General features: G+C 40.8%; 13 protein-coding genes. 1 reads left to right on the plus strand and 12 read right to left on the minus strand.

Features of this window, described 5'->3' with window-relative positions:
• Positions 1–6: 6 nt before the first annotated feature.
• The 10 genes from acear_RS10665 to acear_RS10710 all read right to left on the minus strand — a co-directional run bounded on the left by acear_RS10665 (position 7) and on the right by acear_RS10710 (position 12,363).
• A complete protein-coding gene (locus acear_RS10665; protein ID WP_013279033.1) occupies positions 7–453 on the minus strand; it encodes a CBS domain-containing protein in 447 nt (148 codons plus the stop codon).
• A 7-nt stretch (positions 454–460) separates the two neighbouring features.
• Positions 461–2,011 carry a bifunctional ADP-dependent NAD(P)H-hydrate dehydratase/NAD(P)H-hydrate epimerase gene (locus acear_RS10670; RefSeq protein ID WP_013279034.1) on the minus strand — a complete coding sequence of 517 codons (1,551 nt, stop codon included), beginning with the start codon at positions 2,009–2,011 and terminating at the stop codon, positions 461–463.
• 24 nt (positions 2,012–2,035) lie between these two features.
• Positions 2,036–2,410, minus strand: a complete 375-nt coding sequence (acpS, locus tag acear_RS10675; protein ID WP_013279035.1) for a holo-ACP synthase — start codon at positions 2,408–2,410, stop codon at positions 2,036–2,038.
• A gap of 163 nt (positions 2,411–2,573) precedes the next feature.
• Positions 2,574–4,163 (minus strand): methyl-accepting chemotaxis protein, encoded by a 1,590-nt coding sequence (locus acear_RS10680; RefSeq protein WP_013279036.1) that lies wholly within the window; start codon positions 4,161–4,163, stop codon positions 2,574–2,576.
• 902 nt (positions 4,164–5,065) lie between these two features.
• On the minus strand, positions 5,066–5,869 hold the full coding sequence (gene ltrA, locus acear_RS10685; protein WP_425358459.1) for a group II intron reverse transcriptase/maturase: 804 nt from the start codon (positions 5,867–5,869) through the stop codon (positions 5,066–5,068).
• 878 nt (positions 5,870–6,747) lie between these two features.
• Complete coding sequence (glmS, locus tag acear_RS10690) at positions 6,748–8,580, minus strand: glutamine--fructose-6-phosphate transaminase (isomerizing) (protein ID WP_013279038.1); 1,833 nt, start codon at positions 8,578–8,580, stop codon at positions 6,748–6,750.
• A gap of 203 nt (positions 8,581–8,783) precedes the next feature.
• Entirely contained in the window at positions 8,784–10,124 is a 1,341-nt protein-coding gene (gene glmM / locus acear_RS10695) for a phosphoglucosamine mutase (protein WP_013279039.1), read from the minus strand.
• 110 nt (positions 10,125–10,234) lie between these two features.
• A complete protein-coding gene (locus acear_RS10700; RefSeq protein ID WP_013279040.1) occupies positions 10,235–10,960 on the minus strand; it encodes a fumarylacetoacetate hydrolase family protein in 726 nt (241 codons plus the stop codon).
• Positions 10,961–11,084: 124 nt separating this feature from the next.
• Entirely contained in the window at positions 11,085–11,990 is a 906-nt protein-coding gene (gene galU / locus acear_RS10705) for a UTP--glucose-1-phosphate uridylyltransferase GalU (protein WP_013279041.1), read from the minus strand.
• Between the two features lie 106 nt (positions 11,991–12,096).
• Positions 12,097–12,363, minus strand: coding sequence for a hypothetical protein (locus tag acear_RS10710; RefSeq protein WP_013279042.1), 267 nt, complete (start codon positions 12,361–12,363; stop codon positions 12,097–12,099).
• A 182-nt stretch (positions 12,364–12,545) separates the two neighbouring features.
• Between acear_RS10710 and acear_RS10715 the strand changes: the two genes are divergently transcribed.
• Positions 12,546–12,935, plus strand: a complete 390-nt coding sequence (locus tag acear_RS10715) for a helix-turn-helix domain-containing protein (protein ID WP_013279043.1) — start codon at positions 12,546–12,548, stop codon at positions 12,933–12,935.
• A 562-nt stretch (positions 12,936–13,497) separates the two neighbouring features.
• On the opposite strand, the gene acear_RS10720 is transcribed toward acear_RS10715, so the two are convergent.
• Entirely contained in the window at positions 13,498–15,348 is a 1,851-nt protein-coding gene (locus acear_RS10720) for a polysaccharide biosynthesis protein (RefSeq protein WP_013279044.1), read from the minus strand.
• Between the two features lie 246 nt (positions 15,349–15,594).
• Positions 15,595–16,713: a DegT/DnrJ/EryC1/StrS family aminotransferase gene (locus tag acear_RS10725; protein WP_013279045.1), complete on the minus strand. Its 1,119-nt coding sequence runs from the start codon at positions 16,711–16,713 to the stop codon at positions 15,595–15,597.

Consider the following 16,713-nt stretch of genomic DNA (forward strand, 5'->3'; position numbering starts at 1 on the left):
TCCCTCCTAGTCAGCTAATAATTTTACTAAGTCGCCCCGGCTGATAATCCCTACTAACTCTCCATTATCTATTACCGGGACTCGATTAATCTTATGCTCAAGCATCAATTCTACAATTTCATCAGTTGGTGTCTCCTGATTAACCGTAATCACTTCTTCAGTCATTACTTCCTCTACTTGAGTACCGATCATCTTCTTAAACTCTTCTTCAAACTCACGTAGACTCTCTAAATAGATAATACTGTCCAGTAGATAGATATAATCAGGAAAATGCAGCTTCTTATCCCGAATGATTAAGTCCTGTTCCGTTATAATCCCTACTACTTCTCCATCATCATTAATCACCGGCAGACCGCTGATTTCATTATCAGATAGAAGCCGGGCTACATCCTTAATTGTATCATCCTGATTAACAGTAATCACGTCTTCAGTCATTATATCCTCTGCTAACATATTCTATTCACTCCTCCTGTAAATATCTAAAGGCCTGGGCTAAATTATCTATCAAATCGCCAGCCAATAGAGTATAAGTAGTCTCTTCCTCCAACGCCAAGTCTGCTGTTAAACCGTGTAGAAAGACGCCTAATACAGCAGCCTCATCTGCAGTTAAGCCCTGGGCCATCAAGCCGGTGATAATTCCGGTTAAAACATCACCGCTTCCTGCGGTAGCTAAGCCAGAATTACCAGTAGAATTGATATAAGCCCTACCATCAGCAGTTGCTATAACTGTTGCTGCTCCCTTCAATACAATAGTAACTTCTAAATCCTTAGCCCACTTTGCTGCAGTTTTGATTCTATCTGCTTCAATTTCAGCAACTGAAGTACCTACTAGCCGCGCCATCTCTCCGGGATGAGGAGTCAAGACTGTAGGAGCTTTCCGGTCTGCCAATAAGTCTAAGTCTGTAACTGCATTTATACCATCAGCATCTATAACTAAAGGCAGTTCTAGTTCGCCTAAGATATCATGGAGAATATAGGTTATTTCTGTACTCCGGGACATACCTGGGCCGACGGCCATCACATCAGCTTCTCTACTCAAGGCCTTAATCCCGGCAAATGAATTCAGACTCAAACAGCTGTCCCGGGTCTCCGGCAGCGGCTTAGTCATTACCTCCGTTAGCTTCTCTTCCAGAATTGAATGTAAAGTCTTCGGCACACCTAAAGTAGCAATTCCGGCTCCGCTCTTCAAGACAGCCAGACTGCTTAATTTAGCAGCCCCCGTCATCCCTTCCGAACCAGCAATTACTGCTGCTTGACCGAAGCTGCCTTTATGGCTGCAGCTTGCCCGCTTGGGCAGAAAGTCTCGGGCCAGATCAGCAGTAATCCATTCCCGCTTTATCTGCTGGGCCTCTACTGCTTTGTCAGGTATACTGATATCGGCCACTTCCAGTCTTCCGGCATATTCAGAGCCAGGATAGACTACTAAGCCTAACTTCGGTAAAGCAAAAGTAAGAGTCACATCTGCTTTAACTGCTCTGCCGTGCGGCTGACCTGTCTCAGCATCCAGACCTGAGGGAATATCAACAGCTAAAACAGGAATCTCACTTTCATTGATCAAGCCAATTAAATCAGGGAATAGCCCTCTTAAGTCGCCTTTGATTCCTGTTCCCAGCAAAGCATCTATTACTAAATCAGCCCCCGCCAATAGATCGGCTGCCTGCTCCAGATCATCCTCGGTCTGCAGCTCTCGGACTTCATAATCCAGTTTCTGTAGAATATTGAGATTTACTTCAGCATCTCCACTGACTGCTTCACTCTCGCCTACCAGCAAGACTTCCGTTTCAACTCCTAAATCATCCAGCAGCCGGGCAGCTACAAAACCATCGCCGCCGTTGTTGCCCCCTCCGGCTAAAATAACTACCTCTGCCTCCTGATTATAATCCAGCATTTCCCAAGCAGTATCAACAACTGCTCTACCTGCATTCTCCATTAATACTACTCCCGGAATACCTAACTCTTCTATTGTCCTCTTATCTATCTGCTGCATCTGTTGAGCAGTAACTACTTCCAAAGTATCCCCCCTTTTAAGTATTATTCAAGCTAAAGCCGTCGCATAAGCAATAGCCTGCTGTTTAGTATGGGACAGGCTGATTAACACCTCTCTAATCTCTAACTCTTTAGCCAACAGCTCTGCCTGATTATGTAATTTAATTTCAGGCCTACCTGACTGATCATTCACGACTTCAATCTCAGTCCACTTCATACCTCTCAGGCCGGTACCGAAAGCTTTAACCACTGCTTCCTTAGCAGCAAACCGGGCTGCTAAATGGACCTCCGGACTGCTCCGCTGTAGACAGTAATCAACTTCCTCAGAGGTAAAGAGCCGGTCCAAAAAACGGTCCTGATACTTCTCCCAGCCGTCTTTGATTCTAGCCACTTCAATTATATCGACACCTATTCCGGTAACCATTCCTCAACTCCTTTAAACTGAGTTTCAACTTTAGCCTTTACATCTTTAAACTTATTTAAACATTACTGTTATATTTATTAATTCTTGAAAGTAACGATTGATTCCTCTTTCAACAATTAAAATTCCTCTGCCCAAAGTGAAAGTTCAGGCAGAGGAAAGGGCTTTATACATTAAATTTATTCACTAATCTTTCTAAATCCTGAGACATATTGGCTAATTCCTGGGACGAAGCTGCAATCTCATCAGACATATTCCCAATATCCTGTGCGGCTTGATTGACTTCATCACTGCTTTCAGCTAATTGTTGAGCAGCATCTGCTGTATCCTCGATCTGAAGGGCAGTTGCTTTGCTGTTATCCTTTATTTCTCCAAATACATCTCCGGTCTTATCTATAATCTCCTGTCCCTTGGCTACTTTAGTTTCAACTTCCTGGACTGCTTCTAAGCCCACATCAGCCTTCTGCTGTGTCTTATTAATTAATTCTGCAATCCTCTCTGTTGCCTCATTAGTCTCCTCTGCCAGCTGTCTAATTTCTTCAGCTACCACTGAAAATCCCTGCCCGGCTTCGCCAGCCCTTGCTGCTTCAATAGCAGCATTTAAGGCTAATAGATTAGTCTGTTCCGAGATATCAGTAATTAAATTTATAATCTGACCAATCTCCTTAGAATAAGCATCCAACTCTTCGATTATATCTACTGTCCCTTCAACTGAATTTCTTATATCAGCCATACTCTCTAAAGCATCTTGAATATTTTCACTACCAGACTCAGTCTTGGTATCTGCTTCATTAGCAAAGCTGGCTACTTCTTCAGCTCCAGCGGATATCTGTTGAATACTGGCCGATATATTCTCAATTAATTCATTAGTAGTCTCTATAGTAGCATTTCCCTCCTGAGCAGAAGCAGTTAACTCTTCACTATAGGCGGTTAACTCTTCAATGGTATCAATTAAATCAGCAACGAGCTCCTGTAGATTAGCCTGCATCTGATTAAGAGAGTTAGCTAAAACCCCAATCTCATCATCATTCTCTACTTCTAGTGAATCAATATCTAAGTCTCCTGCGGCAATCTTTTCTGCAAATTCTTCAGCTTTTATAATCGGATAGGTGATCCTCTTATTTATAGCTAAAGCAACAATTACTCCAATTATTACTGTTACAATAAGCAAGATGATCCCGGTTCGATTAGCAAACAGAGTATGTCTTTCAACAGTAGAACGGGCCTGATTCTGCTGCTTAGTTAAATAGCTTTGATACTGTTCAAAGTAATGCTCGATCTTATCAAGCTGCTTTAGAGTTTCAGTTTGATATACTTCTAGAGCAAGCCTGCGGCCTTCTTCGGAATCATAGCCGTACTCTGCAAAAATACTCTTTATTTCTTTGGCTGATTGATGGAGCTTCTTATGAGGAGCTTCTAAGTTTTGAATAATTTCTTTAACTTCAGCCGGAAGCCTGTCATACCTTTCTGATTCCAACAGCGAATAATACCAGTTTCCAAAAGAACACTCGGTAGGATTTAATTCACCTTCAAACTTCTCTTCGGTCAACAAAGTATTCGATAACTGATTAACCCAGACTACATGATCTAATTCCTTCTCTTGAAAGAATGAATGCTGCTCCATATTCTGTTCTAAGACTCGATTTTCATCTTCAATTAAATTCAAACTATAAAACAGAACTCCTCCTAAAATAATCATTAAGATTAAAACTATTCCAAAGCCGCCTAATAATTTCTTTCGTAGATTCAATCGCATTCTTTTAGCTCCCTTCTTCTTATGTATTATAAGTTCACCCTATAAGTAATAATTACTATTACTATTATAACAGAATGAGATAAATTTAGCAACTATTTCTTTGATCGGCGGCTAATCTTCTATAAATTTAATTTTGCTACTTAATATGTTGTTGCAGTTTAAAGTTGATATCTTGCAAACGCTCCGAAAATCAGCCCAATCAATTAGCAATAAATTAATTTTATAGCTACATTTAAAATTATAGCTTATATGATGATTATTCTCTCTTGTGGGGCTGCTTTAAAGTCGCTTGTTGCAAGATATCAACTAAATTGTGCAAAATTATCTGAGGAAGCGTTTAAAACCAGATCAATGAAATTTCTATTCTGTAATACTGCAAATAGTCAATATGTGCTTACAACAACTTTCATTGGTGATAACCATAGCGCGATATATCTATTACAAATAGTCAACATTTCTCTGGAGCGACTCTTAAAAAGAACTTGGAGCCATGGAGGTTGTAGAATAATTTCTTTTTGTTCTTAGTCCTTTAGATTTGCTCAATACTACCATATTTAGCTCTAAAGGTTACTCCCATAGCCAGCCATTGGTTTGTATGCTGGCTATGGCGGAAAGTTCTTTTTTGAGAGTGAGTGAGACAGGACGTCGAACGAACGGCAAGCGTAAGAGATTTGTTGACTATAATCTGCAATATCATGAAAGAGACCATATTAGCTGCAAATAGAAAGTGACACAACATATCAATTATGGCAGATTATATAGAGTAGGACCAGCCTCACAGCTGGGACCTCTCACCAAACTGCACGTACGGTTCTCCCGTATACAGCTTTCCGTTGTCGTTGCCCCTTTCCAAGGAGTAAGTCTTCGACTTCGTGTTTCCACGAGTGTGGATTTTACTCTTGTTAAGACAATGTGGTAAGTAGTGATTTAAGTCCCTTCTGCCTTAATACGGCATTAGGGATTCTTTTATTTTGGTGCTTTATTGCTTTCTTCTTAGACTTTGTAAGTATTACAAAGTCATCAGCAAATCTAACTATTTTATATCCTCGTTTTGTCATTATCTTATCCAGTTGATGGAGATAAATGTTGGCTAGAAGAGGAGAAATTACTCCTCCCTGAGGTGTTCCCTGCTTTGATGGAATATATCCTTCTTCGGTCATGACTCCTGCAGTTAACCATGACTTTATCATTCTCAATACCCAGCCATCATTTATTCTCTCAGTAATAAATTCCATTAATAGATCTTGGTTTATATTATCAAAGTATCCTTTGATATCGGCATCTAGAACCCATTTATACCCCTCTTCTTTATACTCTTCTACTTTATTTATTGCATCCATCTGGGACCTTCCTGGACGAAATCCATAGGAACAGTCACAGAATATCTTTTCAAATATAGGCTCTATTTTCCTTTTCACTGCCGCTTGTGCTATTCTATCCTTCACAGTGGGGATGCCTAATGGACGTTCTCTGCCATCACCTTTTGGAATCATTACTCTAAGTACCGGTGATGATTCATATCTATCTTCCTGTAACTGTCTATATAATTCTCTCATATTCTGTTGATAATTATCACAGAATTCCTCTATGGTTACTCCATCTACTCCGGCACTTCCTCCATTTGCTATTACGGTCTGTGCTGCTAAATGTAGATTTACTTTTGTTACAATCTTATCTTTAAGTGTATAGTAGGTGCGTCTGGTCACTAACTCACCTATCCTTTCTTCACAACTTACCAATCTTTAGCTCCATAATCCAGTAACCTACCCCTATCCTTCATGGTATTACCGACCGCGTCTTTAGGCTCTCACCAATCGCCCCCTCCAGTATACCACTACTCAGGTTGTAGTATTTCTGATTTACTTCGTTTTCAGTTATCTATTCCTTTCCACGCTATCCATCAGACTCATTGAACTGATCAATGTCTAAACTACTAAGACAGGTTACCACTCTTATTTCACTTCCAATTTCGACAATGTAGGTACCCTTCGCTCCAGTTGGTTTTATCCTCACCTAGATTGCTCTAAGTTCAACGGGCCAACTATCTTCACTACTATGATACCATCTGACTCCTAGCCAAGCATCATTTCGGTTTTCCCTCTTTAGGTTATACCTCCACTTATCTCTATCAGTTTTGATAGAGAGCACGCTAGGTTCTCTTCCGGTCAATTACATCACTTTACTGTCATTCCAACCCTAAACACACCTAACTGTCTAGCATGAACACATAGAATTCAAACCAGCTATGAATTTCTCCGTTATTTAGGCGGATCACCACAGTTAAATGCCACCTCTGGTTCACTTTTGTTTCGGACTGACAGCACGTCTCAAATTCTTCAGATTCTATCTCTCGATAGACACCCTATCACTGTTGACTTCATACACCATTCCAGTTTAGACTTAGATTGACGTTTGTTTTCTCCGTTTGCTCACCCTTTTCGTCTGTGAGTGCCACAATATCTCAACCTTATCTACCATGTTGATAGCACAGATAGGACTTTCACCTATTGATAATGTAATTTACGGAACACACTAAAAAAAGCCTTTAGTCTGTGTTCAGACCAAAGGCTTAAGCAGAAGAAATTTATTCGACTGTTACACTCTTAGCTAAATTACGCGGCTGGTCTACATCACAGCCTTTCTCTACTGCTACATAATAAGCCAAGAGCTGCAGCGGTATTACAGTTAAGATTGAGGTCAGCAGTTCTTCGGTTTCTGGAATCTCAATCACATGATCTAAGGCATCAACTACTTCTTCTTTCTTATTTAAGACTACTCCAGTAACTGAGGCTCCCCGGGCTTGAACCTCCTGAATATTGCTTAATGTCTTATCTAAGACTGATTTCTGAGTAGCTAAAGCTACTACCGGTACATCTTCTTCAATTAGAGCTAAGGTACCATGTTTTAATTCTCCAGCTGGATAAGACGCCGCATGGAGATAAGAAATCTCTTTTAACTTCAAAGCCCCTTCTAAAGCTACAGCATAATCCAGCCCCCGGCCGATAAAGAAGGCATTTTCATGTTCGGCATAATCACCAGCAAACTCTTTAAATAGCTCTTCACTATCCTTAATAATCTGGGCTGCCTGATTGGGGATATTCTTCAGATCGGCAATTAATTCAACAGCCTTCTCCTGAGAAATACTCTCTTTAATCTGGGCTAAACGGATTGCCAATAGATAAAAGACCATTAACATATTAATATAGGCCTTCGTCGAAGCCACAGCAATCTCAGGACCGGCATGAATATAGATTACATCATCGGCTTCTCTTGGAATTGTACTGCCTACTACATTGCTGATCGCCAATACTCTAGCCCCCTTATCCTGGGCTTCCCGAACAGCAGCTAAAGTATCAGCTGTCTCACCGGATTGGCTAACCACAATCACTAACGTATCCTGACTAACTAACGGATCTCTATACCTGAATTCCGAAGCAATATCGACTTCCACCGGAATCTTAACCAGATCTTCAATTAAATATTTGGCTACCAGACCGGAGTGATAAGCCGTACCGCAGGCTACAATATAGATTCTTTCATAACCTGCCAGCTCTTCTGATGAGAGCTTAAGCTCATCTAGAATCACTTCCTGGTTATCAATACTTAACCGGCCGCTGATGGCCCGCCGCAGAGCTTCAGGCTGTTCATGAATCTCTTTTAACATAAAGTGATCATAACCGGCCTTTTCTGCCATGCCTGGATTCCAATCAACAGTAAAGATATCTTTATCGACCGGCTCTCCTTCGATAGTAGAAAGATTAACTCCTGCTTTGGTCACCACTGCCATCTCTCCATCATCCAGAATATATACTTCATCAGTATGCTCTAAAATAGCCGGAATATCCGAAGCAACAAAGTACTCTCCATCATTCAGCCCTACAATCAAAGGACTGTCCTGGCGGACTGCAATTAATCTATCCGGTTCATTGACAGTCAGAGCCACAAAGGCATAAGAACCTTCCAGTTTAGCAGCTACCCGGCGGACTGTTTCTGCTAGATCTCCCGTATAATGCTCTTCTAGCAGATGGACCAATACTTCCGTATCCGTCTCAGAGCTAAAATCATGGCCCTGCTGTAATAATTCTTCTTTCAGCGAAAGATAATTCTCAATAATTCCATTATGAACTATCACAAATTCACCTTCACATCCGGTATGGGGATGGGCATTAGGCGTCGAAGGCTTGCCGTGTGTTGCCCAGCGGGTATGGCCGATACCTACCTGCCCCTGCGGATCCTTGTCAGCAACCAATTCTTCTAAATTATCCAGCTTTCCTACCCGTTTGCAGACCTCAATCTGGTCCTGCTGATAAAGGGCAATCCCTGCTGAATCATAACCGCGGTACTCCAATTTATTTAAGCCAGCCATCAAGATGGAACTGGCATCTTTATCTCCAATATAACCGACGATTCCACACATAATTAGTCAACCTCCAGAATTGAATTGTTAGTTTAACTTCTTTTTAACCCTATAGTTACCTATAGGTTTTAAGAAGTTAATTTAGGCAGCTAACTCCGCCTAGAGGCATCCGCCGATTCTGCTCGATGAACCTCTTCCTCGTCAACTCGGCCTCAAGCCAAGTCCGGGCGCTATAATTATTATTAGTTAAACCGATTAATTGTTTAATCCAGCTCTTCTTTGACTGTTGTCTTGATCTGATTAGCTAACTCTTCTAATTCTTCTGTATCTTTCCCTTCAACCATAATTCTAATCACAGGCTCTGTTCCTGAAGCCCGCACAAAGACACGTCCGTTACTGCCTAACGTTTCTTCTGCTTCTTCAATAGCTGTCTGAATCTCTTCATTATCCTGCCATGATTCCTTATCCTCTACTTCTACATTAACCAACAGCTGTGGATAAGGCTCCATTACTCCAGCCAGTTCAGATAACGGCTGACCTGTTTCCTCCATTACTGTAAGCAGCTGCAGAGCTGTCAAGACTCCATCACCGGTAGTATTATAATCTAAAAAGATTATATGGCCGGACTTTTCGCCGCCTAACTTATAGCCGTGTTCTAGCATTTCAGCCAGTACATAGCGGTCGCCGTTTTTAGTAATTTCTACTTTGCCGCCTAATTCAGCTAAGGAATCCTGCAGTCCTAAATTGCTATACTTGGTAGTTACTACTGTTTTATCCGGCAGTTGATCCTGCTCAATTAAATGCCGGCCGCAGATAGCCATAATTCCATCACCATCTACTAACTCCCCTGTTTCAGCTACGGCAATTATTCTATCGCCATCGCCGTCAAGACCAATTCCGATATCGGCTTCATTTTCTTCTACAGCAGCCTGCAGCTCTTCGGGATGAGTAGAACCACAGTTGCGGTTGATATTAGTACCATCCGGAAGATCATTCAGAGCAATCACTTCAGCTCCAAACTCCCGCAGAATCTCCGGAGCCAATTCAAAGGCTGCTCCATTGGCAGCATCAACAACTACCTTCAGCCCGGTAAAGTCAGCATCGATTACTTTATCAAGATGCTTCTTATACGGTACTAGCGGTTCAATCAGCTCCTCTACCATACCTACATCTACTCCTGTCGGCTGCGGTATCTCAGCCGGATCAGCAAAGAAGAGCTCTTCAATCTCATTCTCCAGCTCATCATTAAGCTTTAATCCATTAGCTCTAAAGAACTTAATTCCATTATCAGCTACTGGATTATGGGAGGCTGAAATCATAATTCCTCCGTCAACCTCTAACTCTTTAGTTAAATAGGCTACTACCGGCGTAGGAATGATGCCGGCCTGTAGAACATCAACCCCAATAGAATTAAGTCCAGCAACCAACGCAGCTTCCAGCATATCCCCTGAAATTCTGGTATCCCTACCAATTAAAACTGTAGGATATTCAACCTCCTGGGTCAAGCGATAGCCCGCAGCCTTGCCTAACCTACAGACTAAATCAACAGTTAATTCCTGATTAGCCAGTCCTCTAACACCATCAGTTCCAAATAAGGCTCCCATTCTTTCACTCCTATCTTTAAATATTAATTCCCAATTATTAAACTTACACTTCCATTATATGCAGCTTGGTATAGAAGTGTTTATTCCAAAAGATAGCATTAGGATTAATTTTATCCAACATGGTTTATTAAGCCACCGATACCTTCAATTCTAACCTCCAGCTGGTCACCTTTCTGGACCGAACCTACCCCTGGAGGAGTCCCGGTAGCCACTACATCTCCCGGCTTCAAGGTCATAATCTGAGAAATAAAGCTGATGAGCTCTTCCATCTTAAAGATCATCTGACCGGTAGTTGACTCCTGTTTAAGTGAGCCATTCTGGAATAATTGGATCTGTAAATCATTAGGATCTACCTCAGTAGAAATTACCGGTCCCAATGGAGCAAAGGTATCGAAGGACTTAGCCCGAGTCCACTGGCCATCCTTGTCCTGCAGGTCACGAGCAGTAATGTCATTGAAACAGGTATAGCCCAGCGTATAGTCTTCGGCTTCTTGGGCCGTTATATCCTTAGCCTCCCGTTTAATCACTGCTGCTATCTCAGCCTCATAATCCACCTGACTGCTCACGGCTGGATACTTAATGACATCCTCCGGACCGATTACTGCCGTAGCCGGCTTGATGAAGATAACCGGTTCCTCCGGCAGCTCCATATCCAACTCCCGGGCATGGTCCAAATAATTCAGACCAACACAGACGATTTTATTCGGCTGACAGGGTGCCAATAAGTCTACTTCAGATAAGGGATAATGCCTGTCCCTGTCCAGCACCTGAATCTGCTCTCCATTTAAAATTCCATACTTTACTTCAGAGTCAGCCTTAAACCTAACATACTTCATCTATTACACCTCACTTCCTGTCCACCCGTTATAATTTTACTATACTTGAGTCTAGAGTTAAAGTTAAACCAATAGAAATTTATTACATAATCATGGGAGCCAAATTACTGGCTCCCATAAGAATCTATTTAGCTGCTGCTCGATTAAAGACTTCTTCTTTCAATTCCTCAGGTAGATACTCCAGTAAGTAATCTTTGAAAGGAGCTCTGATATCATCCCGCGCAAAGGCAAACTCAACTACTGCCTCTAGAAAGCCTAACTTATTACCGATGTCATAGCGGCGCCCATTGAAGATATGGGCATAGACATCCTCCTGATCCAGCAGAGTCTTTAAGGCATCAGTCAGCTGAATCTCGCCGCCTTTGCCCGGCTCGGTCCCTCGTAGGATATCAAAGATAGCCGGAGTGATCACATACCGGCCTAAAATAGCAATATTGGACGGGGCCTCCTCTAAAGAAGGCTTCTCAATTAAGTCCTGTACCTTATAGTCTCCGTTATTACCGTTGGAATAATCAACAATACCGTACTTATTGACTGCTTCATCCTCAACCTTCTGGACGCCGATAATCGTAGACTGCTTCTCTTCGAAGGTATCGATCAACTGCTTGGTAACCGGCGTATCAGACTTTACTATATCATCGCCTAATAGAACCGCAAAGGGCTCATCCCCGATAAAGGTTTCGGCACATAAAATAGCATGTCCCAATCCTAACGGTTCTTTCTGGCGGACATAATGGACATCAACTAAATTAGAGATATCTTTAACCATCTCTAAGCGTTCTAGCTTACCCTGTTCAGCCAAGTTTACTTCCAACTCAAAGGATTTATCAAAGTGGTCCTCAATGGCTCGTTTATGGCGGCCGGTAATGATGATTACATCCTCAATTCCGGCTTGAACTGCTTCTTCGACTATGTACTGGATTGTCGGCTTATCAACAATCGGCAGCATTTCTTTCGGCTGTGCTTTAGTTGCCGGCAGGAATCTAGTACCTAATCCGGCCGCAGGTATAACTGCTTTTTTGACTTGCATAGACTATCTTCCTCCCTGATATACATAATTTCAAATTCTATTACTAAATTAATTATTCTGCAAAGAGGATTGATTTTCCTTTATTTTCAATGTTTTTGTCATCGGATTATGCCAATGCCTTATGGCCTGTAGCATTTGACGGAAAATAATTTTTAACAGTCAGCACCTCTCCCTGATGGCCCTTGATAATATACCTGATAGTATTATACTGCTTGTCCTGAAGATTAATCCGCTCGACTAATCCTACCTTATCAAGATCAATCTGAGGAATAATTGAAGCAAATAACTTCTTTAAAATAGAGTATGACAGCTGTCCGGACTTGATATTCTTCAGACGTCCAGCCTGATAATCCGCTTCTATAAAGTCAATCATGATAATCTCTCCTTTAAATCTCATTTTTAGTGATAAATGACAACTGTTATATATAATAATAACAGAATGTTAGTATTATTGCAAGTAGTAACTAATATTATAGACAATTTGTTGTTTGAGATCATTTCTGAAATACTCTATGATATTATTAGTAATGAAAAAATAACAATGGAGGGATAACTATGAAATTTAACAAAAGACTAAAAAAATTAAGACTGGAACATAATCTACGCCAGAAAGATATAGCAGAAGATCTGAATTTAACTCCATCAGCAATAGGCTTTTATGAACAGGGAAAAAGAAAGCCTGATTTTGAAATGTTATCCCGATTAGCCGATTATTTCGAAGTTTCCGTAGATTATCTTTTAGGCCGGACAAAAAAGGACCAGTTTTATCATAGCCAGCAGAAACAAGGGAAAATGGTTAAAGAAAATCAGACTAATTATTGCGCTCAGGATAATGAAGTTCCTAACAGAGATGATTTAGCAAAATTAGTCCAGCAGGCTGAAAGTCTACCCCCTAAAGCTATTCAAGCTTTAATTGAGTTTATTCAGACTATGGAAGAAGAATAATCAACTGCTCTCCTGCTCGAAAAGCATAATCTGATGCTTAGGTTAATTTCGATCCTCTCACTAATTTCTAATTATTAGTTAAGTATACAATTTTCGCCCGATTTTAACTATATATGACTTTTTTAAGTTTGTCAAGGTAAAATTTTTAAAATTTCAATATAGTTCCGGTGCTTGGTATAGCCAATATAGTTCCGGTGCTTGTTGTTCGTTTATGATGTTGCAGGATATAGTCAACAAATCTCCTACGCTTGCCGTTCGTTCGACGTCCTGTCTCACTCCCTCTCAAAGTTAGCCCTCTCGCCATAGCCAGCATACAGACCAATACTGGCTATGGGAGTGATTTATGAGCAAGATGAAATTATTAGTGCTCTAATTTAAAAGTAAGAAGCTAAAATCAGCTTTGCTACAGCCTCATGGCTTCGGGCTAACTTAAGAGTCGCTCTAGACACATATTGACTATTTGCAATAAGATATTACAATTAGCCGTTCCGGAGAAATATTGACTATTAATAATTTATCTACAACCTGCAAAAAGTGTAATTCCTAAACACTAAATAGTTAATTAACTTATTTCTTTTATGTTATCTCTATTAGGCTTGTATGTACCGATTAGTTCAACTAAAGACTTGATAATTGCTGATGAATCACTTAGCTTGACTACTTTTTTCAACCTGTCCAATTTACTATTCAGGCTTTCCTGACTAACTCCATTTAAATTAGTAATGAAGATCCGGTCATGATCAGTAGAGATGGTATTTTCATCATCATATAGCAGCTCTTCGGATAGCTTTTCTCCGGGGCGTAGGCCTATGATTTCTATCTCTATATCCTCCCCTACTTCTAAACCGGATAGTTTAATTAAGTCTTTAGCTAGATCTATAATCTTTACAGGCTCACCCATATCGAGGACAAATACTTCGCCTCCTGTGCCGAGAGAGCCGGCCTGAATGACTAATTGGGCTGCTTCGGGAATCGTCATGAAGTATCTCTCTACTTCCTTATGAGTAACTGTCACTGGGCCGCCCTGGGCAATCTGCCGCTTGAAGAGAGGAATGACACTTCCTTTACTCCCCAGCACATTACCGAATCTAACGGCCATAAATTTAGTCTTACTCTCTTTATTAAGACCCTGGATTATCATTTCCGCAGTCCGTTTAGTCGAGCCCATCACATTAGTAGGATTGACTGCTTTATCGGTAGAAATTAAGACGAATCGTTCAACATTACATTCATCTGCTGTTTCTGCTAATCTTTTAGTACCGAAGATATTATTCTTCACTGCCTCTTCAGGATTATGCTCCATTAGCGGAACATGTTTGTGAGCCGCCGCATGGAAGACTACATCGGGCTGATACCGTTCAAAGGTCTGCTCTAATTTATGTTTATCCTGAATACTGCCGATTACTGGAATAATCTCTAAGTTATTGAACTTTTCCTTTAATTCCAAATCAATAAAGTATGTATTATTCTCGGAGATATCGAAAATAATCAGCCTTTCAGGACTAAAGTGAGCTATCTGGCGACATAGCTCCGAACCGATCGAACCTCCGCCACCGGTAACCAGGACTGTTTTATCCTTGAGGTAGGAACAGATCTGATCTGTATTCAGATCTACCTGTTCTCTTCTGAGTAAGTCCTCAACTCCAACTTCCCGAATCTGATTCAGATTAAAGCCGTCATTGATAATCTCATTTAAACCGGGCACTATCTTGATCTCGACTCCATCCTGATTGCTTAAATCATAGATCTTCTCAATAGCCTCACCAGCCGTAGAGGGAATGGCTATAATTACTTCACAAACATCATATTCTTCTATGATATCAGGAATATCATAGCGGTCCCCCAATACCTTCTTACCGTGAATCTCCAGTCCTAACTTCTCCGGATCATCATCAACTAAGCCTACAATCTCCTTTTCCAGCTCCGGATGCTTGTACATTTCACGAATTAGAATCTCTGCTGCATCGCCGGCACCTACAATTAAGACCTTGGTATCAGCACCATCACATCTTTCATATTCGAGATAGTCTTTAATTAACCGAAGAAGAAATCTTAAACCGCCTAAGAATAGAATATTCAATACTCCGCTAATAATGATAACGCTGCGTGAAAAGCTGATCTGGGCTAAAAATATATAAAGAGTAAAGGATAGATTAATTAAAGCAACTATTCTAATGATAGACTTTAATTCATTAATACTGGCATAGTGCCACATCTTCTTATATAAGCCAGAAAAGTATAGAATGATTAATCCAATAATTGATACAATGACTGAATAAGAATAGCTAAAGTGGCTTAACCAGTTACTGTCGAATCTCAAGACAAAACCGAGGATTAAGGCTAGGTTAATCAATAATAGGTCGATGATTATTAATCTAGGCTTTTTATATAGTTTTAGCAATAAGTCAATCAAAGTTATCACCTCCAAATAAGTTTATTTGACACGAAACTTGCAATAGACTGGACACAAGACTCTTAAATTAAAATCTGTTGTCTGTGTATTTTCATAATCAATTTATACTGCCTACAAATTATGTAACTTCAGTAATATATATGCATTACCTAAGCTTTTTTGACTGAAATTATCCAACTTATTATTTATAGTCTAAATTAATCTTTATTTTTAGTCTGTGTCCTGTCTGGGTTGGTCTGTGTCTAATTATTTTTTATCTTTTTCGATACCCTCTTTAAGTATCTCTACTACCTGCTGGATCTCCTGTTTGGTCAAGTTATTATAAAACGGCAGAGCAATTGTTGAATCTGTTACCTGTTCTGTGATCGGGAAGTCGCCTCTCTCATAGCCGAACTCATCAACATAGAATGGCTGCAGATGAATCGGTGTAAAGTACGGCTTACACTGAATATCATTACTGCGCAGATGATCCATGACACTACTCCGATCAATCCCCTCGGCTAGCTGAATAACATAGACGAACCAGCTCATCTTAGTAGTCTCTTCAACTATCGATAATGTCGTAACCTCGTCAACATCAGCCAATAGACGGTTATACTCTTCGGCTACTTCAGCCCGCTTGGCCAAGATCTCTTCAATTCGTTCTAGCTGAGCAATTCCTACGGCACAGCTCATCTCATCGAGCCGATAGTTATAGCCTAGCCGGACATGATTCAGCCAGGAGCTGTCGGTTCCTCGACCCTGATTACGCATACTTCTACATAAATCAGCTATCTCTTCATCATCAGTAACGATCACTCCACCCTCACCGGTAGTCATCTGCTTATTGGGATAGAAAGCAAAGACGCTGGCATCAGCAAAAGTTCCTACCTTCTGGCCCTTATGTTCTGCTCCTATTGCTTCACAGGAATCCTCGATTACCTTTAAGTCATGCTTATCTGCTATCGCCATTATCTCTGTCATATTAGCAGGTTGTCCAAAGACATCAACAGGTAAGATAGCCTTAGTTTTATCATTTATCGCTGCTTCTATCTTATCTGGGTCGATACATAATGTCTCGGGATCGATATCGACAAAGATAGGCTCAGCATCTTCGAATAATATGCAGTTACTGGAAGAAATGAAGCTGAATGGAGTGGTAATTACTTCATCTCCTTCGCCAATCCCTAAAGCCCTAATTAATAAGTGCAGACCGCTAGTACCACTATTAACTCCTATAGCATAATCTGTTCCTATATAGTCAGCAAACTTCTCCTCAAATTCCTCTAGCTTTGGTCCCAAGCTAAGCCAGCCTGATTCTAAGACTTCATTGACTAATTCTTTTTCCCTTGATCCTATATCTGGTCCTGATAAGCCGATTGTCAT

This window comes from Acetohalobium arabaticum DSM 5501 (assembly GCF_000144695.1).
Classification (GTDB): domain Bacteria; phylum Bacillota; class Halanaerobiia; order Halobacteroidales; family Acetohalobiaceae; genus Acetohalobium; species Acetohalobium arabaticum.

Coding starts and splice junctions, on each gene's coding strand:
- glmS (WP_013279038.1), bottom strand. CDS start 8,580: ATGTGTGGAATCGTCGGTTATATTGGAGATAAAGATGCCAGTTCCATC.
- galU (WP_013279041.1), bottom strand. CDS start 11,990: ATGCAAGTCAAAAAAGCAGTTATACCTGCGGCCGGATTAGGTACTAGA.
- acear_RS10700 (WP_013279040.1), bottom strand. CDS start 10,960: ATGAAGTATGTTAGGTTTAAGGCTGACTCTGAAGTAAAGTATGGAATT.
- acear_RS10680 (WP_013279036.1), bottom strand. CDS start 4,163: ATGCGATTGAATCTACGAAAGAAATTATTAGGCGGCTTTGGAATAGTT.
- glmM (WP_013279039.1), bottom strand. CDS start 10,124: ATGGGAGCCTTATTTGGAACTGATGGTGTTAGAGGACTGGCTAATCAG.
- acear_RS10715 (WP_013279043.1), top strand. CDS start 12,546: ATGAAATTTAACAAAAGACTAAAAAAATTAAGACTGGAACATAATCTA.
- acear_RS10665 (WP_013279033.1), bottom strand. CDS start 453: ATGTTAGCAGAGGATATAATGACTGAAGACGTGATTACTGTTAATCAG.
- acear_RS10710 (WP_013279042.1), bottom strand. CDS start 12,363: ATGATTGACTTTATAGAAGCGGATTATCAGGCTGGACGTCTGAAGAAT.
- acpS (WP_013279035.1), bottom strand. CDS start 2,410: ATGGTTACCGGAATAGGTGTCGATATAATTGAAGTGGCTAGAATCAAA.
- acear_RS10725 (WP_013279045.1), bottom strand. CDS start 16,713: ATGACAATCGGCTTATCAGGACCAGATATAGGATCAAGGGAAAAAGAA.